Origin of the sequence: Rossellomorea sedimentorum (assembly GCF_046237645.1) — a bacterium.
Taxonomy (GTDB): Bacteria; Bacillota; Bacilli; order Bacillales; family Bacillaceae_B; genus Rossellomorea; species Rossellomorea sedimentorum.
In genome coordinates this window covers 3442821-3463232 of sequence record NZ_CP143546.1, presented here as the reverse complement: position 1 = coordinate 3463232, position 20412 = coordinate 3442821, and the positions used below count along the sequence as shown (strand labels likewise).

Annotated in this window: 20 protein-coding genes, 1 pseudogene and 1 riboswitch; of the genes and pseudogenes, 17 read left to right on the top strand and 4 right to left on the bottom strand. The window is 40.5% G+C overall.

The genetic code is table 11. From position 1 onward, the window contains the following. The first annotated feature begins 61 nt into the window (after window positions 1-61). The 3 genes from V1502_RS17050 (at window position 62) to V1502_RS17040 (ending at window position 2558) form a co-directional block, all read left to right on the top strand. Window positions 62-1114, top strand: coding sequence for a tyrosine-type recombinase/integrase (locus V1502_RS17050; RefSeq protein ID WP_409251798.1), 1053 nt, complete (start codon window positions 62-64; stop codon window positions 1112-1114). Between the two features lie 151 nt (window positions 1115-1265). Then, the gene (locus V1502_RS17045; protein ID WP_409251797.1) at window positions 1266-2009 is read left to right on the top strand and encodes a helix-turn-helix domain-containing protein; all 744 of its coding nucleotides are present in this window, start codon (window positions 1266-1268) and stop codon (window positions 2007-2009) included. Window positions 2010-2129: 120 nt separating this feature from the next. Continuing rightward, complete coding sequence (locus tag V1502_RS17040) at window positions 2130-2558, top strand: hypothetical protein (RefSeq protein ID WP_409251796.1); 429 nt, start codon at window positions 2130-2132, stop codon at window positions 2556-2558. A gap of 692 nt (window positions 2559-3250) precedes the next feature. Here V1502_RS17040 and V1502_RS17035 read toward each other — a convergent pair. After that, window positions 3251-3508, bottom strand: coding sequence for a DUF3006 domain-containing protein (locus V1502_RS17035; RefSeq protein ID WP_409251795.1), 258 nt, complete (start codon window positions 3506-3508; stop codon window positions 3251-3253). Next, the gene (locus V1502_RS17030; protein WP_409251794.1) at window positions 3492-5597 is read right to left on the bottom strand and encodes a cell wall-binding repeat-containing protein; all 2106 of its coding nucleotides are present in this window, start codon (window positions 5595-5597) and stop codon (window positions 3492-3494) included. The genes V1502_RS17035 and V1502_RS17030 overlap by 17 nt, the downstream gene beginning before the upstream one ends. A 410-nt stretch (window positions 5598-6007) precedes the next feature. Here V1502_RS17030 and V1502_RS17025 point away from each other — a divergent pair, with 410 nt between their 5' ends. The 11 genes and pseudogenes from V1502_RS17025 (at window position 6008) to V1502_RS16975 (ending at window position 13190) form a co-directional block, all read left to right on the top strand. Further along, complete coding sequence (locus V1502_RS17025; protein ID WP_409251793.1) at window positions 6008-6457, top strand: hypothetical protein; 450 nt, start codon at window positions 6008-6010, stop codon at window positions 6455-6457. Between the two features lie 303 nt (window positions 6458-6760). Further along, window positions 6761-7348: a hypothetical protein gene (locus tag V1502_RS17020; RefSeq protein WP_409251792.1), complete on the top strand. Its 588-nt coding sequence runs from the start codon at window positions 6761-6763 to the stop codon at window positions 7346-7348. A gap of 352 nt (window positions 7349-7700) precedes the next feature. Further along, window positions 7701-7964, top strand: coding sequence for a hypothetical protein (locus tag V1502_RS17015; protein ID WP_409251791.1), 264 nt, complete (start codon window positions 7701-7703; stop codon window positions 7962-7964). Between the two features lie 148 nt (window positions 7965-8112). Further along, complete coding sequence (locus tag V1502_RS17010) at window positions 8113-8247, top strand: hypothetical protein (protein WP_409251790.1); 135 nt, start codon at window positions 8113-8115, stop codon at window positions 8245-8247. Window positions 8248-8376: 129 nt separating this feature from the next. Beyond that, window positions 8377-8778: pseudogene (locus tag V1502_RS17005) on the top strand (HNH endonuclease); the annotation flags it as partial. A gap of 18 nt (window positions 8779-8796) precedes the next feature. Next, window positions 8797-8958 carry a hypothetical protein gene (locus V1502_RS17000; RefSeq protein ID WP_409254408.1) on the top strand — a complete coding sequence of 54 codons (162 nt, stop codon included), beginning with the start codon at window positions 8797-8799 and terminating at the stop codon, window positions 8956-8958. A 338-nt stretch (window positions 8959-9296) separates the two neighbouring features. Continuing rightward, window positions 9297-9467 carry a hypothetical protein gene (locus tag V1502_RS16995; RefSeq protein WP_409251789.1) on the top strand — a complete coding sequence of 57 codons (171 nt, stop codon included), beginning with the start codon at window positions 9297-9299 and terminating at the stop codon, window positions 9465-9467. 389 nt (window positions 9468-9856) lie between these two features. Further along, window positions 9857-10183 (top strand): hypothetical protein, encoded by a 327-nt coding sequence (locus V1502_RS16990; protein ID WP_409251788.1) that lies wholly within the window; start codon window positions 9857-9859, stop codon window positions 10181-10183. 36 nt (window positions 10184-10219) lie between these two features. Next, window positions 10220-10852, top strand: a complete 633-nt coding sequence (locus V1502_RS16985; RefSeq protein WP_409251787.1) for a hypothetical protein — start codon at window positions 10220-10222, stop codon at window positions 10850-10852. Between the two features lie 408 nt (window positions 10853-11260). Continuing rightward, complete coding sequence (locus tag V1502_RS16980) at window positions 11261-12355, top strand: SAP domain-containing protein (RefSeq protein ID WP_409251786.1); 1095 nt, start codon at window positions 11261-11263, stop codon at window positions 12353-12355. Between the two features lie 115 nt (window positions 12356-12470). After that, window positions 12471-13190, top strand: a complete 720-nt coding sequence (locus V1502_RS16975) for a hypothetical protein (RefSeq protein ID WP_409251785.1) — start codon at window positions 12471-12473, stop codon at window positions 13188-13190. A gap of 301 nt (window positions 13191-13491) precedes the next feature. Here the strand turns inward: V1502_RS16975 and V1502_RS16970 are convergent, their stop codons facing one another. Together V1502_RS16970 and V1502_RS16965 are read right to left on the bottom strand one after the other, a co-directional pair. Beyond that, a complete protein-coding gene (locus V1502_RS16970) occupies window positions 13492-13704 on the bottom strand; it encodes a hypothetical protein (RefSeq protein WP_409251784.1) in 213 nt (70 codons plus the stop codon). Window positions 13705-13718: 14 nt separating this feature from the next. Beyond that, complete coding sequence (locus V1502_RS16965) at window positions 13719-13973, bottom strand: hypothetical protein (RefSeq protein WP_409251783.1); 255 nt, start codon at window positions 13971-13973, stop codon at window positions 13719-13721. A 589-nt stretch (window positions 13974-14562) separates the two neighbouring features. Continuing rightward, window positions 14563-14655: riboswitch (cyclic di-GMP riboswitch) on the top strand. Window positions 14656-14782: 127 nt separating this feature from the next. On the opposite strand from V1502_RS16965, the gene V1502_RS16960 reads away from it, so the two are divergent. From V1502_RS16960 to V1502_RS16950, 3 genes are all read left to right on the top strand, one after another. Beyond that, a complete protein-coding gene (locus tag V1502_RS16960) occupies window positions 14783-16642 on the top strand; it encodes a diguanylate cyclase (RefSeq protein WP_409251782.1) in 1860 nt (619 codons plus the stop codon). Between the two features lie 471 nt (window positions 16643-17113). Then, window positions 17114-18637, top strand: a complete 1524-nt coding sequence (locus V1502_RS16955; RefSeq protein WP_409251781.1) for a methyl-accepting chemotaxis protein — start codon at window positions 17114-17116, stop codon at window positions 18635-18637. Between the two features lie 122 nt (window positions 18638-18759). Beyond that, window positions 18760-20409: a thiamine pyrophosphate-binding protein gene (locus V1502_RS16950; RefSeq protein WP_409251780.1), complete on the top strand. Its 1650-nt coding sequence runs from the start codon at window positions 18760-18762 to the stop codon at window positions 20407-20409. Window positions 20410-20412: the final 3 nt, after the last annotated feature.

The following is a 20412-nucleotide window of genomic DNA, read 5'->3' as shown; positions in this document are numbered from 1 at the left end:
AATCCGTTAGCGAAACGCCCTCTTTTTCGGTACTTACCGGGAAGGGGGCTTTTTTGCGTTTATGGCACATTCCGAAAAACGTCGGGGCAAACGAGTGAAACAATCCACCGTTAAAACCCACCGAAAGAATTTATTCGATTTACCCACATTGTTCGAAAAATCCTACACTATTAAAAAATCCGAAGGTCTATCGGAATCTACACTTTACCGATACCGCCACGCACACAAGTTATTCGTACAGTTTCTCGAGACGAACGGGCACTCGCAAGACTTCCGAGAGTTAACCGTTGATAACTGCCGGGGCTTTTCAACCTGGCTGCTGAACGATAGACCCCGAAATGAAGGGCATAAGTACAAGCCGGAATCTTCGAAAACAGACGGTATAAGCCCTCGTTCGGTTAACGACATTATTAAATCCTTACGCACAAGTTTCAGTGTGCTAGTTGACGATAATGTAATCGATAGTAACCCGTTTGACAGTGTCAAAAGCGTGAAGCAACCGCAGAAGCTAATTAACACGTTAACACCTGACGAGCTCAAGTCTTTAATGATGTCACTCGACAAACGGAGTTACCCGCAATTTCGAGATTACGTTTTGATAACTGTTCTGATTGAAACAATGGCAAGAATATCCGAAGTTCTAACGTTGAAACTCTCAGACGTGGACTTGTCATCGAAGGAAATCATATTCAAGTCGGAAATCACAAAAACGAGAGTAGGTCGCATTGTTCCGATTCAGCAACGGACAGCACGTTTATTAAAGGAATTAATCGTAGAGGTTGAGGAGTTCGAGAGTGAGTATGTTTTCCTTTCGAATTACGGTGATCCGTTGACGCCGAATAACTTCCGGAAAAGGTTGGCTAGTTATGCGAAACAAGTAGGCATCAAAAAGCGAGTTCACCCGCACTTAATCCGTCATTCAGCAGCAACGATTTATCTGGAATCGGGCGGAAACTTACGATACTTACAATCACTGCTAGGGCACGTAGACCAACGAATGACGTCCAGGTATACGCATCTTTCCAGGGCATCTATCGCAGAGAATCGTGAGCAATTTTCGGCATTGAACGAAGTCATGGGGAAGTTAAATAAACCTCGTAAGTTAAAGAGGTAGACGAGAAAAAGACAAATAAAAAAGGCACGCCGACCGAGTGAAGGACGAACCAACACTCGATACAAAACGCACCTACCCTATCGCAATTGTATCGAAAAAAGTGAGCCTTCGCAAGGTTTATTTAAGTGTGCCTTCTAACGGAGGGACAAGTATGACCATTTATCTATCGGACTATCAAACGTTTCAATCAACGCAGGAGCTAAACCATCACGTTAGACAGCACGAGAAAGCATATACATACGAACTAACCGGCAGCCAACGAGCAGTATTACGTTTCATTGCGAGATATTCCGTTAAATACGCAGGGGCTAGTCACTTAAAGACGAGTACAATCGCAGAGGGCACCGATAAGTCAGAAAGAACAGTCAGACGTATTATTAAGGCACTCGAGGGCTATGGCGTAATTAAACGGGTTGCAACGATTCGACCGAAGTCAGGTGGATCAGGTGCGAATATTATCGTTATTTTACCATTCGTGGCACCCCGTTTGTCAGACCGTTCAAATGCCGATAAGCCACACCAGGCAACTAGTGAGCCGGACAATCGCAGAAATGAACCTTTACATAAACGAGATAGACCTAATTACGTATTAGATACGAGAGTACCGTTAGAGTCGGCAGTTAAGAACTGCATACCAACGCCAATATATGACGCCCTGGCACCGTTCTACAACGCTAAGGAAATGCAAAGGCTAACGGGTGTCATTCTTCGGGCAAAAGCGAGTGTGCATCGAGACATTCGTATTGAAGACCATACAGAAGCATTTAAGGTAACGGTATTCGATTGCATTAGACGAGTGAAGTCCGGTAGTATCCGTAAACTAGACGGGTATTTGCATACGGCTATGAAGCGATTGTTTAGACGGTTGAGCATCGTTGAGGCGTTCGATTGGTGACTTCATCTTAGAAATAGATATAGGAAGGTTACTTGTTTACTTCTAGAGCGAATAAATAGTAAAATTGTACCAATAGTAAGGGCCGATTTTAAATGTCTGTCTAAAAAGGAGTGTCTTTATTTGGGGGAAGTAATTTATGAAAAAGTGATAAGAACTAACCGTGGCAAATATTCAACTTTATCAATCCAAAAAGAATCAGAAGGATTTAAGGTATTATTAGACCGTTTCTATGTAGGTAGTTATGTTCGTTCTGAATCGGACGCTATTTTCATAGATTATGGGACGTATGAAAACCTAGAAGATGCAAAAAAGGTTCAAAAGGAAGTAAGGTATTCTTATAGGTTGAAAGAATATAAAGAAAAAGGCATCAAGTTAATATCGATTGGGGTTTCGATTATATTTTTTATTACCTTTGTAATCTTTTGTTACGGGGGATTACATCAACTTGGTTTCAGAGAAGGCCTTTTATACTTTGGTACTCTTATTGCAACATGTATAGCATATCCATTAACTGATAAAGTTACGGAGAAAATATTCGGAAAAATTTAGTGAATAGGATTAGGAATGTGTACTTGTCTCTTCGCTGGTATTTACAAATAAATCAAGAGTGCAATTTTCGTATAGGAAGAAATGTGGAATAATCGAGTTCAGCGAGGGCATACCGGTAAGTTAACGTAATGTTACATCGTTGCACAATGTGTAAAATGACAATGTTTGAGCACCGTTTAGCAACATTTAAACACCGGGCATCGCGTTCAACAGGCGAGCACTTTCGAAAATATCGAGGGGCAGCCGTCTATCCGCTTGACTGGATGTCGAGGTAACGGATCCACGAAGACACATCGAGGGATTAATACGGGGAATATCAAATGAATACGATATACAAAATTACTTCCTATAATAATATATTATGTAAACTTAAGTTCGGGTTTAACCGTTGATATGAAGGTATTCGTTGACTACGTCGTTATGAATACGTTATTCATTCTGGTGAATCTTTGGTATATCAACGTTTGTTAACGAGAGGTGAACGAGTATTTTGTATACGATATACAGTCGGTGTCATCGATAATTAGCCCGTTTTCACTCGCCTGGACCTGGTGTTGATAAAAGTTAACCCCCCGGGGGATATGCGAGGATTCGTGTGCTGCCGGGTGTCCGAAAAATTGCTACAAATTTTAAAAAGTCCAAGAACAATATTAATACCCCCCTTCGTGTAGAGAAAAGGGGGGAGCTTGTTATTATTTATTTTTGTTTAATAGTTTTTGCAGTAAATCTTCTGCTTTATTTCTCGCCAAATCTGTTTCTGCTTTTAATATTATTACTTTATCGATTGAGCCATCATCTGCCAGTTCTAATTCGATGATATCTCCTTCTTTGAGTTCCTTAGGGAGTTTATCCTTTTCAACGTCTATTTGTACGGATTCATCATTTCTAAGCAATAAGACAGCTAACGGACCTTCGAATCGATCAACCGTATACTTATTTCGCAAGTTCATCGATCTTCTTTCCCTGAGGATCATATAAAACTGCTGTATCCCCGGAGTTATTCCAAATATACCCGTTTGACCATAGCAATTGAGAAGGTGGATAGTTCACTGCACCTCTTCCTGAAACAACTCGCACTGTTTCTCCTTTCTTCAATATAAATCCATTTGGAAAATCATAAGTTTGATCACCTACAGTACTATGCAGGACCCAACCTTCCATTCGAATATCTTTAGAATCGATGTTTTTAATTGTAACAACTTCTTCGCTAAGGTCCAATGACGTGATATCCAACTTTCCAGTAGATATTGAAGGGTCTTGTACTCCTCCGCCTAAGTATGGATTAGCATTAATAGTATAAGTAGTACCATCCGTGCTTACGACAATATCTCCGGATTCATGAGTTGAAAATAGTTTCACATCTTTTATTCTTAATCGGTTAACTACTGCGCTAGTTGGGTGTCCATAACTATTATCCCCGTAAGATAAAATACCAACTTTTGGCTTGACATAATCTAAGAATGTTAAAGAAGTTGATGTATCTGAACCGTGATGTCCAACTTTTAAGAAAGTAGACTCAAGGTCTTTTTGAGGAAATGCATCCATCATTCTCCATTCGGTCTTTTCTGTTGCATCCCCAGTTAACATAAAACTTACTTCATCATAAGTTAATTTAACCACTAATGAGCTTTCATTAGTTTCGTTGTACCCTTTACCATTGTTTAAAACCTTAAAAGACACACCGGAATCTAGAGTAAATGTACTTCCTACATTAGGGACCGAAAAAGGGATATTCTTTTGGTCAATCAGTTTGAGATAGTCGTAGTACGTTTGGGAAGTATGAGAGTAACCAGAATCTAGTACCTGTTTTACTTTTATAGTATTTAGGACATCGATTAAGCCTCCGATGTGATCCGCATCTGGGTGCGTCGCAATAAGGTAATCAATGGATGATATTCCTGCTTGTTTTAAGTATGAAACAACTTTTTCACCAGCGCTTCTTTTTCCCCCATCAATTAATACCGTCTTATTTTGCGTTTGAATCAGTGTGCTATCCCCTTGACCTACATCAATAAAGTGAACCAATAGATCTGATGGGGCGTCATATCCTAAACCGCTTAAACCAGTATTGGATATTGCGGCTTTACCACCTAATACATAGGTAGAGAGATTTTTTCCACTTAGATAGGATTTGGAAGAGCTATTAGCGTTGGTAGGGTGGATCAATAACACTCTGGCATTTAACTTGTTCGCCAATCCAGAGGCAGCGACAGCATCCGGATAATCTTCTTTACCTTTTTTAACGGACGTTCCACGTACTAAAATGATTTTATTTGAATTGATATTCAATTGGTTTGCAGCTGCTACACTTGTTGCATAACGATCTTTCCCAGCAACACGTCTAACAGTGATCCCTTTAGATTTTAACTTATTCTCTACCGCCTCAGAAATTACGGCGGTTCCACCGTATATATCTACATGTTTAATATTTGAAGGTAATTCTACACCTAATTCATTCTTGGCAGATAAGTATATCGGAATCTCTTGGATAGAAGAAGAAGCAGATGCGGACAAAGCATCAGCAACAGTTTGACCGTTTGCTAATATCGCCTTACTACCTTTAGAAGTTCCTGCCACATCATTAATCTTGTAAGCTGTTTGATAACGGCTTGCACCAGCAATACGTTGAACAGAGTATCCATTTGAAGTAAGAGTTTTTTCTACATTGGACGAAATGGCTGCTGTACCGCCTAATAAATAAACCTTTTTTACCCCAAGACGTTTTAACTCATTTAGTACAGAATCATCTAATTTCTCAGGATAAGTTAATAGAATAGGAGAATCTTTAACGCCAGCAAGGCTAGCAGCTGCAAGGGCATCAGCAGGATCATCTGCTCGTGCTAGAACAACCGCCTTTTCCGAAGTGGTTAAACCATTTGGCCAACCCGTTTGTGAGACCTCTAACGCTGTGCTCAAGCGATTGCTTCCTGATAGTCTAGTGAAGTCATTCGAAGCTTCAGTCTGAGTTGGAGTTAAAAATATCGAACTTAAAACCAAAAGCAAAGCTAACAAAATACTACTTAATCTTTTCTTTTTCATAAAACCCCTCCTTATTATTAAATTCTACTAAATTTTAACATATCAAATTAACTGTTTCCATTATTTTACTTGAAATAGAACCGTTAAATATTTTTTGATATTTTTATACTTTGTTTACTATATGTGGTCCCTCACAGCTGATTTATTTGTATTAGTTACTAAGGGCAAGATTTTCTTAAATTGGTTATTTTGGTCTATTAGTAAGTAAATGTATATTGTGGGATTTATGTCCCACGAACAAATATAGTTGTGATATTAGAAAGTGAGGGCAAACTTATCGCAAAGCGTGGTCCACAAACGTGGGCCAAATTGGTTCAAATAAGTAAGGGGAAAAACGAAACTACCGCTTATGATCCGATAACTCCTTTACCAGTCAAATCGAAAAATTTAAACGAAAGGGACGATATACCATGAACCAACCGAAACAACGCCAACCAATTAACAAGAAAGAACCGGGCAAACACGGACATTTCATCGCATTGCCTAGTGACTCTAAACATTACGTTCACCATGAACTAATGAGTGCCGAGAAGGTTTTCTTGTATCAGCTTATCATCGATTACTTCAACGAGGAGGAAGGTTGGGCCTTTCCTAGCCTGGAGAGATTGTCGCTTGAGTACGGCAAGGCTTACGAAACAACAAGGAAGCACATCGAGGACTTGAAAGCGGTGGGCCTAATTGATTACCCGGAAAAAGGTAAGTATGTGCCGTTGCAACCGCTGCCCGCCTACGAGTTTTACGAGAAGTTTCCGGAGGCAGGAATTAATTACAGAAAGAAATACAACGCAATGGAAAAGAAAAAGAAAGGAAGTAAAATCCGTATGCAAGAGTGGAGGAAACGGAAAGGCTACGGCAGTTAAATTCACGTTACACCTAAATAAGTGGTTTTGTTACATCTAACTGTTGGGAGTAACTCTCTTGTCAATTAGGGGTTAACTAGATTTAATTAACGAAATTTAAAGCACTAGATTTAAAAAACTTTCCGAGTACAAAACCAAAGTTCGTTCGCAAGCTCACTCACGCATAACCTTGCAAGCAAGAACATGCCTAAGGACAAACGAAAATACCAGGTAAAAGAGGGATTATGAGCGAAAATAAAACCATATATTATAAAGCGTTAATACGAGTGTAAACGTAGAAACCAACAAAAGGGAGAGATTTTAGTGGCGAAAGCGAACCACGTTAAAGAAGTTCAGACGATAATAGACGTAGGTATGAATCCGGAGGATGCTACCAAGCTTTACGACCAAATCACCGACAAATTCACCGAATATTTTTCCGTGATAGAAGTCGAGGAATTTCACCATAAAATTGGTCATTTGCGGGTTAATGACAAAAGATACTTCCGGCAAATTATCGATGAAGTAGCGAGAGAGTACGGTCTTTCCTGGCGTGAAGTCAAGTACAACGAGCAACGAGTCAAGCGGTGTGAAACGTGTCAGTCATGGTTTTATACGACTGCCCGAAATGGTAGGTCATTAACCTGCGAGAGATTCGGTACTTACCGTCGGTTCGATATGACTAACCGAAGATACTACTATTGGTTTAAGGATGGCAGACGATTAAGTGAGTGTGCCGTTAAGTATGAATTATCTAAGCGACCGAATACAGTCCGTAGAGTCCAGGAAGTATTATATGATCCGCAGCCAAGCGGCAATGATATACCGAGACAAATGTTCCTACAAGATGTTGAAGAGGCGAACCAACACTGCTTGAATCCGTATGAAAACGAGTGGAAGTACTGGCGGTAAAAAAATCAAAAAAGTTTTTTGGAAATCGATCAAAACTAAGGAAACAACGATACGGGCTGTTTTACTTATAGAGGGGCCGCTCCCTTTCGAGCGGCATGCTTTTTTAAAACGAAAGTAGTAACCGAATGTAAAGATAAGGAGAAGGTTTTAGTGAACTCGAAAACAATAATAATGCTCAGGCGTTTAGAACGGATTAGCCAATACGAATTAGCCGAACGACTCGGGTGTTCTCGGGGATTAATTGCAGGGGTCGAGACTGACCGAATGCCTGTTAGCCGAAAACTTGAACGAAGAATCGTCGACACCTTCGGTAGCAGTCAAATTGACCGAGTACGACAGGCGATTAAGATATATGAGAGTAGTGACGGCAGTGTTTAACGAAACAACTTACTACTACGCCGGTAACCGGAATCATCACGGTAAGAAACGAATCTACGTCACTAACAGGCGGGAACAACTTCGGTTGCTTCATGACGGTAAAATACACGTATTCGCAGCCGACCAATGTGCGGAGTTCATCGGGGAAGCAAAACAAGCTGGGCACGGACGTCTAAAGGTTTTATGTGAAGAGAAGAAAATATTCGCGGACAACGCAGGACTCTATCGATTAGCCTAACGAGGGCTTTTTATTTTGGTGACAAAACAGAACGTATGTACGCAAATACCTGGCGTTTGTACTGCGGGAAATATCGTGAGCCAACGGTTTCTCCGCCCGCAGGAGCCGGACAACGAAAAACAAACCTACTTAACGAAGGAGTGATTGAGTGAAGGAGCCAACGTTGGTTGAACTTGTGCAGTATCTTCGGGCACTAGCGGAACTTCGCAAGGCCGGGTACCATACGACGTTAGAAACGAAGTCAACGATTGAAGCTATCGAGCAACAACTAAGTAAGAATTAAAAAACATACCGAAAGAGGGAATGAGAGAATGAGTAGAGAGCAACTGTTATTCGAAATGATAATAAGACGTTTAGATGCCATTGAGCGTAAGTGCGACCGACTAATCGATGATTTAGACGAAGTTAAGCAATGCTTGGGGGACACCGACGAGCAAACGACACAATGGTTCGGAGGCGGTCAGGTATGAAGCAGTGTAATCGATGCAACGAAGTCAAACCGTTAAACGAGTTTCATAAAGACCCTCGTAGTAAAGGAGGGTATCGCTCAGAATGCAGCAAATGTCGAGCAGTTCAACGAGCTAATCCCGTCACTAGATCCAAACAAACGATTAGCCGTATGAAGCATATCGGATTGTCTATCAATTTAAGTGCTCAAGAAGTCGCCTGGACGTTAGGTGATTGTCGTTGTTCATACTGCGGAACTGAACTTGAGTACACGGAGACTACGATGGATCATATTATTCCGTTAAATCGACAAGGTGCGAATACCCTCGCTAATGTAACGGTTAGCTGCGGTCGATGTAACTCGGCTAAAAGGGATAAGCCCGCATTGCTGTTTTTGCTAACGGATAGCGAACCATATCATGCTCGCAAGTTAATCGAGAAGATGGCGCTTCGACGTGGAATGGATATTCGGGAAGTCTTCGCAGAATTAGTCATTGATGCTCAGGATTATTTCCGAAACCAAACGGAAGTGACATCGAGTGCCTAATACGCTATGGAAACTTGAACCAGGCTACCTCGCAGGCTATACGGAAAACCGAGGACTTATCAGGAGAATCAAGCGATACAAAAAGGATTGGACGGTTATGGCTGACTATTTTCGAAATGGTCGGCTTATTGGCGTTCAACTAAAGATACCAACGGAACAACGGAGAGCAGCCGAGAGAATGCTTGAAACCTCGACTGAAAACTAGAAAAATGAGCAGTTTTAAGCCGACTAGTACGTTGGTGTGACCTAACACCTTCGAACTTTAAAATGACGGCTATAACGGCAGATGTGAACGGAAATTCTGTCAAATACACGCACATTTACGAGGAGGCAAAACAATGAACGACAATAAACCGAACAGGAAACGACGAAAAAGAATGCGAAAACGAGGAAACCGGAAGGCAAGCCCACTCGCAATAATGATTCAGGAACTGCTACCGCATGAAACGATAAAGGCACTTAGACGGACGGTGAAATCGAATGATAATAAACGCAAAGGTAGTCGGTAAAGGCGAGCGACCGAAGTTCCTAAGCGAGGTAATTCACGAGTTATCATCTGACCTCACTGTTTGGAACATCTACGAACAGGATTGGCAAGCATTGGTCGCTGAAGGTTTAGTCCGACAATTCGAAAATAAAGCCGAGTTTGAAAGTTTAAAGAAAGCACGGGGTGAAACCGATGCCACTTAACGACGGAGTAAAGAGGAACAGAATTAAACGTGAGGGCAGCGTGTTTAAGCCACGAGCCTACATTAACGACGGGACACCGAGATGGATCCTAGATTTCCTGGATATCGAGTTTCATTGCGCGAGTTGGCAAGCCCCGCAGAAAGGGATAATTAAACACTCGAAACAAAGTAGGAGTATATACGACACTTAAATGAGGTGAAGGGCATCGATGTGGGGAATCGGCAAACCGAAAAGGGAAATTCAAGGAGAAATAACGGAACATATAGCACAGGAGTTCGACGGAAAGGTACTCGTAAGCATTAAGGTAGACGCAATCGACCGTCAGAATCGGAAGGTAAAAATCGTAATCACCGAAAAGCAATCTGAGGAAGTTGTATTTAAAGCTGAGTATCAATCGAGTCAAAAGGAGTATCTTGCGTATGAGTCAGCGAGGGAACTTGTTAAAGCGTTCGTTCGGGAAAACGGTTATTACCTAGATAACGAGGTCACCAATGTACAAAAAGCATCGATAAGCACGGTGAAAAGATTTAGGTAGTTAAACTAAAAAACTAATAAAAAGGAGAATGGTTAAATGAATTTCAAAGAACAGTACAGCAAACAAGTCGAAAGGGAAGTAAAACAGTTTAGAAAAGGTGTAGAACGCATTAACTCAAGCGACCATCCGACATATGACGTAGATGGAACGAGGGAGTACGAAATTCATCAGTTGAAAGAATCGATGGAGTCGAGAGTAGCTGAAATTGAGCGTGAGTTTAACGACAAAATCGAAAAGGCTATTGAGTCACAATCAAAAGTGGCTGCACGTTCGAGCTTCTACGTAAGCCCGGCAGACAGGACTCAAGTTGATAACTACATCCAGGACTTACTCGGAGGAGTAACATTTGCTACTAATAACGGTGACAAGGGAGGAGCATTCGCAAAGTTCGAGAGCAACCTGGACATGCTCGATAGCGAAGGCGCTCTATACGAGGTCAAACGCAGATTGCCGGAATTGGCAAGCAAGCTGAATGACGATAGCTTTTCAATGCGGAAACTGCGAGGCATGTTCCATACTTTCGATGCGTTGAAGAAGCCGGAACAAGAGCAATTAGAGGCGCTGAAAGACGCTAAACTGCACGGAGTAACGCATAAGTATCGTACTCTACGTATGACTCACCCAGCGTATAAACACGAGCAATCAGCACGTAAGTCCAAACGTCATTAACCGCGAGCCTTCGATTGTACGGCAGTAACTTAATCTCAGTCGGAGCAGGCATTTTCTAACATCGACACGTTCGTTCCACTCAAGCACACGGCGGGGGTTACGGAAATGGGACACCTTGCCCTCGCCAAACTATAACAGAGGCGATTAAATGAAAATAGTAACAGTAATGAGTCAAACGGTACATTCTACGGAAAAGTTGCAGGAACTCGTTGCATGCGTTAAACAATAGGGCGGGCAGATAATTGGAACATACTCGATCAGAAACGGACGCGGGATATCGGTGAAGTATCAGATTCCTAGGAATTAGACGGTTAACCACGTGGGTGACTTCTTCTTAACAGTAAATGGAAAAAAGTTTGTTAGAATGATATAATTTAAATACAAATTACTGAGTCTAGGAGGAATTTCATGGGTATACTATATTTTTTAAAAAAGTTACTTTCTACGGACGACACAAAACCAATTAACCAGCAAACATCGGAATTTTCTCGGAAAGATTCCTACTCATTTGATATTGATCCGATACTTAAGAAAAAGCTTCCTATTGGACTGCTTCCCGGAGAAGTATTCTTAATCGATTGGATCTCGGGAAAAAGTGAAGACGTAAATTTCCCGCGTTATTTTGAAACCGTTTATGGGATTAACGCTCCGACTTCTTTAAAAAAGTTATTAAATGGAGGCTACGTAGAAGAAACTTCAGTTATGGATTCTCTCGCTTCATTAAAACTTCCTGAGTTAAAAGAAATTCTGAATACAAAAGAATTAAAAGTTAGCGGGAAAAAAGCAGAGGTAATAACGAGAATTTCCGAGAACTTTACGGAAGATGAAGTTAGTTCATATATTAACAGCCGAATGATCAAACGTACCGCTAAAGGCGACAAGGTACTAGATGAGTTTTATTATATAGTTCCGGCTCATAGAAACGACTCGAAAGATGGTGTTTATAACGTTGCAAGCGCCATTAGGTTTGTTAGCAAATTAAATTATAAGCCAAAAAACGGGGACATATCTTGGGCTTTATTTCAGAAAGCGTATATGGAACATGCAGAAGATTTTAAGTACGGACTGATGCGTAATGATATACGTCACATGGCCGCGCAATTAGAAAAAGAGAATAAATTTAAAGATTCACTACTCCATTATTTAAGAGTGTACATTTTGGATTTAAGTGGATTATGTAATAGCCCACGACTGGAACACCCAACAATTATAATGTATGATGTACCAGCAAAACACCAAATTAAGAAATTAATTGAGGTATTAGATTATGATAAAAAGGAGTTATATGAACTATTTGTGTATACATGGGATAAAACCTTGCCTGGTTTAAAGTATCACTATTTAACCATGGAAGAATGTTTTAATTGTCTAGAAAATTCGCTTGAAGATGAAGATGAAAAAGTAAAGAAGTCACTGTTCAATGCTTATGAGAAGTTAAAGAAAGACATGAACGATAAGTCATTCCGGGAAAAGTATGGATTAGAATTTCCATTTGAATACTAGTATTTTTATCTGCTTTCTCTTATTGATATAGCTTCAATTGCCGTGTTCTACTATAGTATGGAGGTTTCAGGTTTGAAAGTCATTTTTAGCGATATTAATAGCTTTATTTACACCATTGGTAATTTCACTGCTTTTAAAGCTTCCTTTTTTTAGTTTTTCTGAAGGAAATGTAGAATCCTGGATCGCTTTTTGGGGTAGTTATGTAGGAGCATTAATTGGTGCAATAACTGTATACTTTGTCACAAACCTTCAGGTTAGAGAGCAAAGAAAATTACAACTACAAGCCATTAAGGAGGAGCATGAAAACGCGTTAAAAAGAGAAATGAGTCAATTTCATTTTAAAAACGAAATAGAAAAAATTGAAGAGTTCGACGATACCATGGAAGAAATCATGGATATGATTACTAAATCCATAAATGATTTTACGAGATATATCACATATAGTCATATTTTATATGGAGGCATGGATGAGTATAATAAAGAAGAGGAAGTAAGATTAAAGGAACAAATTAAAGAGTTGCATACAAACATTTATATTTTTATTCCTTCCTTAAATAGACTGGTTTTAAAAATGCATAGACTTTCTGCTTACATTGACGGAACGTTTCCTTCAGTTGTAGAAATACAGAAAAAAAATGACCTCTTTATCCAAGAGATCAGAAAAGGATATAATAATAAGTTTAGTTTTAAAGATTATCCTGATTTTAATTCTCCCCCTTTAAACCACTACTTTGAAGAATACACTCGGGTAATTTTTGAGTTAAAAGCAAATATATTACAGCCTAAATTAAATGAAAAAATCTTCGAGATGAAGAGGCACTCTAATTTATACTAACTATAAAATTGTGAAGAGCCAGAAGAATTAGAAGTTTATTCGATTAGTCGGCGCCTGGTACTCCGCGGCTCTTTTTTTTGAGTGTTCGGAATCGTATTGATCAGCAACATAAGTTTCATAAATGCGAGCTAACAAGATCCCTCCAAATCCTAAAGGTAATGTAACAGCGAGAGTAATCAACGTATAAGCCCATTTAAACAACTCTATATTACTCAAAAAATAAACCGAAAAACAGCCCCCGATAATTAACGTAAAATAACTCGATAGTTTTAGCGCTGTTGACAAACTAATCACTCCTTTTTTATTTGTCGAAGTACTTTCGTTTTCGTTCCAGGAAATCTTCGACTACATATTCGTAACATACCTTCGCAGTTTCAACGGGATAACGGCCTTGTACCATAACTTCTCCATCGGTAGTCTCCGCATTAAACCCGCCTTTAACTTCCTTAATCCAAACCATAGCCTCGGGGGCATCGGGCTTCGGTGGCAAAATCAATATCGCAAACTTTTTCATCGCAATCACCTCATTTATTTGTAAAAATCATTATTGGATACTACTTTTCTCATGGCCTCCATATCCGATTTTTTCCCGTATTCAATCTTACTAATTAGTTCGTTTAATTTCCCTCGCAATTTTTCGGCATTTGTCTCTAGTGAACCATCCTGTTGAGAGCGATTTCCGTTATAACCATAGACCCTTCCATTTTCTAATTTAGTTAAAATATTGTTTATCTCGGTAAGTTCCGAAGCATAACACCTTGTGACATCGATTACTTTTTTCATCGTTAAACCCTCCGATTTCCGTTATTTTCCTTTTGTTAATATCTATCATATTTTTATAACAAGCGTACGTCAAGTAATTCTGACAGCAAATTGCCCTGTCCTATTGTAACGAAGGGGGGCTATCGGTTATAATGACGTTAACCGAAAAAGAGTGGCGGGTAGACAACGGTAGCGAACCAGGACTCTTTCCGTTCACTTAACGTCTATGCACATGGAGTAAGGCTTATAACTCGCTGGCAGCGAAGAGGTCAGCGGTTCGAGCCCGCTATGCTCCATACCTGGAAACCCTTGAATCTTTCAAGGGTTTTTTTTGTTCGCCTGCTAAGATTTCTGTGTTTCTTTCATTACTAAAAAGCATTCGGTATTACAGCAGCAATAGAACTAATTACAGACGTGTGGGAGAAAGAGTTTAAAAAAATATTTAGTTGTGGTCAAAAAGTCCTTACATTAGAATAAGAGTATAAGTTTATTTTCACAAGGCTGTTGCTGCCCGTTCATGCGGAGCAAGTGCAATCCTATTGTGTCTCTCCCTTGCTAGTTGAAAAGGGAGGCGAGGATTTTAATGACAGAGCCCATATGAAATTTAATAGTCTGACAAAGGCAAACTTAGCGAAAGCAAAGGACGCAAAGTCACAGACCTTCAATTTTTCCGAGGAAAAATCATGGTGGCTGGACTACCGGATAGTGTTGAAAAGCTATTCAGTGTGAATGGCTTTTTTGTCTAAAGAGACATAAAAGGATATTGAAATAATTCTACATATCACAGTGTTATAAGGGACATGCCGAACTAAAAAAGTGGGGTATCAATGGTGAGCAGATCATTTTATTGGGTCTTAATAGCAGTTTTGTTTTTATTCTTTTCAGGATGCAGCCATAGAGTAGTAGATTCATCCCCAGTCTTAAAAGCTGAAGAAGGATATATAGATGTAAGTGATTTAGAGGATGACAGAGTCGTCCGGCTGAATGGTGAGTGGGAATTTTATTGGGAACAGAAAGGGCGTATTTTAAATAACAAGCAATACATAGAGGTACCTTCCAACTGGAAGAGCGCAAAGGGGCTTCCGGGCCATGGGTATGCCACCTATAAGCTCGTTATAGGAGGGCTAAAGGAGGATTCTCGGTACGGCTTAACCATTCCTGTTGTATCGAATGCTTATCAGTTGTTTATAGACGGAACCCTGGCTGCTGAAGTTGGGACTATAGGAACTGATAAAACTTCTACTGTGCCGGATTATCAACCGCAGGAAGTATATTTCACTCCAAATGATTCATCAGCAGAACTGACCATGGTTTTGGCAAACTACCATTACCGGACGGGCGGTATTTGGGAAAGTATAACGTTTGGCAAGGCTGAACGGATTCTTGACTGGGTGTATAAAAAACAAGCTTTTGAATTCATAGTATTTGGCGGTTTACTTCTAGTTGGGTTATATCATAGTGTGTTATTTCTTCAGCGCAGAAAGAATATATCCGCATTATTGTTCAGTATAGTGTGTTTCATAGTGTGTATCAGAATTAGTGTGACTGAGGAGATGGCGCTTCTTAACTTCTTTCCGGCTTTTCCATGGAGCCTCATCATTAAATTGGAATATCTATCATTTTTTACTTCTGTTCCATTGTTTTGCTGGGTCTTATATACTTTATTTCCGAAAACATTTTCAAAAAAGTATTTTAAACTCTTCACCATTCTTAGTGCTGTCATGTCAATCATAGTTCTTGTAACGACCCCAAACATATTTACCCATTCAATTATTATCTACCAGTTTTTTACTATGGTTACTATTTTTTATGTGTCTATTAAATTGGTGAAAGCATTAATCGATAAACAGGAAGGTGCCTTGATAGTTAATATCTGTGCGGCTATCCTTTCCATTACAGTTATAAACGATATTCTTTCTGTGAACAGTGTTATTCAATCTTACCGGCTTTCGTCGCTTGGTTTAACCGTATTTATATTCTCTCAGGCATACATTATCGCCAAAAGGTCAACGAAAGCCTTTAATGAAATGGAAAGAATGACAAAGGAATTGGCTTTACTGAACTTGACCTTGGAAGAAAAGGTTAAAGAAAGAACGCTATCTCTTGAAAATTCCAGGGACCAGTTACAAAAGGTCAATGATAAGCTGAAGCACCTCTCTTACAGGGACCAGCTTACGCAAATACCCAACCGCCGTTATTTCGACGACAAGTACCATGAGGCTTGGAATACGGCTATCACTGAACAGTCACCAGTAGCAGTGATGTACTTGGATATTGATTACTTCAAACTTTATAACGACACCTACGGGCATGAAGCGGGAGACGAATGTTTGAAACTAGTTGCCCGGTCAATAGAAGAAATTATTCAGTCAAGCAATGGTTTTGTTGCGCGAATGGGCGGAGAGGAGTTTATTGCAGTGTTATTGAACCAGTCAAAGGACTCTATTTTTCAGCTGGCGGAAAGGTGCAGAATCATGATCGAAGGGTTGAATATTCCTCATGAAAATTCCAAGGTCAGCAACAGGGTTACGCTCAGTATCGGCGCAGCCGTAAGCGTCCCAAATGCCAAGCAGGCGGCAGCAAAGCTGATAAAGATTGCAGATGAGTGTTTATATGAAGCCAAGGAAAACGGGAGAAATAGTATTTTTATTAAAGAAGCTGCTTCAACTGCAGCGGGATCTTCTGTATGATTATATTTAAAAAGACAGGCCTGCCCTGTCTTTTTTTTATATAGTCATGGTGCTTGAAGAAAGAAACTCACACAGGATGCGCCAGTAAGCAACTCCAGCTGGGGAATGGAGCAGCACTTAAACTCAAGCAGTAAGCTCAGAAGAGAGGGTCTTTTGGGTTTATGAGACAATGTCTAAACTTGTCTGTTTATGTCGCAATATTTAGAAAAATATAGGTTTAAAAACCTATATTATGTATTTATGATAGTAATAAGGACTTGATAAGAATTGTATGAGGTTATGGGTATTCTGCAGGAATCAATGTTAGTTAACCAACAATAAACGGTTGGTGAATTTTTTTTTTGGAATTTATTAGGTATAAAGTCATAGGTATATGGTGTGCCGGAATGGAGTGGGCGTAAGAACATGGCATAGGAAAAATATTTAGGCTGCTTTTCCGAGATATGAACAAAATGAAGAAGGTGGATTAGGATGGTAACACAATATGAAAAAACAAGCTCAAAGCTATTAACCTATACGTTAATTGGTTTAGGCCTTACTAGCTGTTTCCCTATTTTTTTTATTTTCTATATGTCAAAGATGATTGATTTTTCCCAGTTTTTATCTTTTTGTTTAATAATGCTTCCACTTAGTGCCATGACATATTTTATTTATTTCCTGGTACGGTCCAATGCGAAGGGCAAATATATAATCAGCTGTTTTGCTTTCATATTGAGTACTATAGTCATCTGGTTCATACCTTCCGTGAACTCCTGGCTCATCATTTTCATGACATTATTATTTTCTTTGATTTACTTACATACAAGAATCGTTATTTTATCAATAGTTTATGGCTCTCTCTCTTTGTTTTTCCATTTCAGCCTGAACCCCAGTTTACAAGGAAGTATTGGGCTGATTGATCTCATTGTGGTATTCGCTTTATACCTGTTCTGCGGGGTTGTCTGTTTGTCGGTCTGTATTGTAGGCAACCGAATTATAGGGGATGCGCAGGAAAATGAAAGAACCGCATTAAAAAGCCAAGAGAAAAACATGAGAATCATAGAGGATATCAAAGTAACCCTTCATACCCTTACCCAGTTTTATAGTAATCTGCAAGAGCGGGTTACGAGGACAAATCAGGTAACCGACGAGATTGGCTTTAGTTTTTCCGAGGTAGTGAAAGGGGCAGAATCTCAGGCTTCGAGCATTACAGATATTAATGAGTCTACTTATTCTTCCAATAGTAAAGCCCAGACGGTTGTTGAAAAAGCTAAGGATATGAAACAACTTTCAATTTCTACAGCTGAAATTACGAACATAGGTGATCAAAAAATAAAAGAACTGGTTAGTGAAAATACCCAAGTCACTTCCATGATTCACAACACGGCGCATTTAATCAATGAGTTAAATGAAAAGAATAAGAGTATCAGCACTATTGTTAAAGCCATTAGTGACATTTCCAACCAGACCAACTTACTGGCATTGAATGCGGCGATTGAAGCAGCTAGAGCCGGCGAACATGGAAAGGGCTTTGGCGTGGTGGCAGCAGAGATTCGCAAACTGGCTGAAGTTTCCCAAAAATCCACTGAAGAAATAACCAATATACTCGGTAGTATCCAGGAACAATCCACTTTGATCGCAAGGGAAGTCTCTATCGGCCAGGAAGCTACGCGAAAAGGAACCGTATTAGGTGAGGAAACGGGGAGTACCCTGCAAAACATACTCAAAAATATGGAACAACTTGTAGCGCACTCAACAGAGGTAGAAGAGATGGTAGAAATCGTGGGTGACCACACACAGGCAATTGTAAGTGATATTGAATCGATTTCGAGTGTTACAGAGCAATCGACAGCTGTTTCAGAAGAAATATTTGCAAGTATAGAGGAACAAAGAAGCCAGATGAAGGGAATTGTAGAAAGTTTTCACGAACTCGAAAATTTAATCAACCTTGTGGAGAAAACAGCACATTCGCAAGCAGGACCGGACCGTATAGAGGCCGCTGAAACAGCTGTTTAAAGGTGATGAAAATGAGGTCTTCGACTTCTAAGTATGTGTGTCTTAATAGAACCCTAGGCCAAGAGAGTATTTCAAATGTTGTCGCATAAAGAAAACGAATTGTTCGTTAGGAGAGATAGAGCGTGAAGAAAAAAGTATCCAAGATTTTAGCTGAGCACTTTAGACACTGGGGAATCACCGATGTATTCGGAGTTCCTGGCAAAGCGGTATGTCCCCTGTTATTTGATCTGGAAGCTGAAGATATCAACTTTGTCTTGAGCAGCCATGAAGGTGGTGCAGGATACGCAGCCTCAGGTTATGCGCTTTCCAAAAATACACTCGGGGTAGCAATTGGCACAACGGGGCCTGGGGGAACCAATTTATTGACCGCTGCCGGACAAGCCAAGGCCTATCACTTACCTGTCCTTTTTATCACTGGGCATCAGCCGATCCAATCAACCGGGAAAGCCCAGGGCCAGGACTCTAGCAGCTTTGGAACGGACTTGACGAAGATGTTCGAGCCGGTAACATTATTCAGTGCCCGTGTAGAGCGAAGTGAGATGTTCCCGCTATATCTAAGGCATGCGATTGAGAAGGCTGTCACTGGGAAAAAAGGGCCTGTCCATCTTTCCATCCCGTATGATGTGTATATGGAAGAGATCGAATCGTTCTATTATCCATTGCCTGTCGACATAGGTACAGTGATTTCACCCGTGGTAGACCAGGTTCCTTCCATCCTTAATGTGGCAAAAAAGCCGGTTCTCTTCCTTGGAAAAGGCGTCGGGATTTCCAATGCATATGAGGAAGTCAGGATGGTTGCTGAACACTGGAATATTCCCGTTATTACCACGCCGTGCGGGAAAGGAGCCTTTCCTTCAGTCCACCCGCTCAGTCTGGGAGGATTTGGGCTTGGAGGCACGGAGCGGTCCGCTGAATATTTGAGGTCGGGTATTGATGTAATGATTGTGGTAGGAACTAAACTATCTGATATGTCCCTTGCAGGTTTCTCGGCCGACATGCACCCTGATTTAATCCTGCAATTTGATTGTGACCTCACGTTCGCCGGGAAATCACTCCCTGTGCCTACGAAGGTATTGCTGGGTGACGCTAAAGCTAATTTAAAGAAACTAATTGAGGTTGCCGGATGTCAAGCCAACCCTGCTTTATCTGAAGTGGCAGCAACGTCTTCACTGGCAAAAGAACCGTCTGAAGGCACGAATGGGATGTTGACTTCCGAGCAGGCGGTCAAAACCTTAAGATCATACCTTCCAAAGGACGCCATTCTTTTTGGAGATGACGGAAGCCACACTTTTTATGCAGTACGCCACTATGATATCTATGAACCTGGCACTTTCTTCTTTGATGATGTGTTTGGGGCAATGGGACATGCCATTGGCTTCTCAATTGGGGCGAAAATCGCTTCACCGGAGAAACCAGTTGTTTGTTTAACTGGAGACGGATGTACGTTAATGCATGGAACGGAATTCATCACGGCAAAGAATAATAGAGTCCCTGTATTATTTGTAGTCCTGAATAATGGCCAGCTTGATATGGTGGATAAAGGAATGTCTTTCTCTACAGGAAGGTCAGTGGGAACCACTTATGAAACGCCTCTCAATGCCGCAAAGTTTGCGGAGTCCATGGGGGTGGCATCCTTCAGGTGTCATAATGAGGTGGAATTGGCTGAAGCACTCCAATCGTCTCTCCATGCTGAAGGGCCTGTCGTTATTGAAGCAATCGTGGATCCGGCTGAAGTGCCGCCAACCTTGGCCAGAGTCGTTACATTGAAATAAAAA

Bases quoted from the DNA above. Each gene is read 5' to 3' on its own strand.
- V1502_RS17035 (WP_409251795.1), bottom strand. From the start codon at position 3,508: ATGAACTTGCGAAATAAGTATACGGTTGATCGATTCGAAGGTCCGTTA.
- V1502_RS17025 (WP_409251793.1), top strand. From the start codon at position 6,008: ATGAACCAACCGAAACAACGCCAACCAATTAACAAGAAAGAACCGGGC.
- V1502_RS16955 (WP_409251781.1), top strand. From the start codon at position 17,114: ATGGTAACACAATATGAAAAAACAAGCTCAAAGCTATTAACCTATACG.
- V1502_RS17030 (WP_409251794.1), bottom strand. From the start codon at position 5,597: ATGAAAAAGAAAAGATTAAGTAGTATTTTGTTAGCTTTGCTTTTGGTT.
- V1502_RS16970 (WP_409251784.1), bottom strand. From the start codon at position 13,704: ATGAAAAAGTTTGCGATATTGATTTTGCCACCGAAGCCCGATGCCCCC.
- V1502_RS16995 (WP_409251789.1), top strand. From the start codon at position 9,297: ATGAACGACAATAAACCGAACAGGAAACGACGAAAAAGAATGCGAAAA.
- V1502_RS16980 (WP_409251786.1), top strand. From the start codon at position 11,261: ATGGGTATACTATATTTTTTAAAAAAGTTACTTTCTACGGACGACACA.
- V1502_RS17050 (WP_409251798.1), top strand. From the start codon at position 62: ATGGCACATTCCGAAAAACGTCGGGGCAAACGAGTGAAACAATCCACC.
- V1502_RS17015 (WP_409251791.1), top strand. From the start codon at position 7,701: ATGAGAGTAGTGACGGCAGTGTTTAACGAAACAACTTACTACTACGCC.
- V1502_RS16990 (WP_409251788.1), top strand. From the start codon at position 9,857: ATGTGGGGAATCGGCAAACCGAAAAGGGAAATTCAAGGAGAAATAACG.
- V1502_RS16965 (WP_409251783.1), bottom strand. From the start codon at position 13,973: ATGAAAAAAGTAATCGATGTCACAAGGTGTTATGCTTCGGAACTTACC.
- V1502_RS16985 (WP_409251787.1), top strand. From the start codon at position 10,220: ATGAATTTCAAAGAACAGTACAGCAAACAAGTCGAAAGGGAAGTAAAA.
- V1502_RS17045 (WP_409251797.1), top strand. From the start codon at position 1,266: ATGACCATTTATCTATCGGACTATCAAACGTTTCAATCAACGCAGGAG.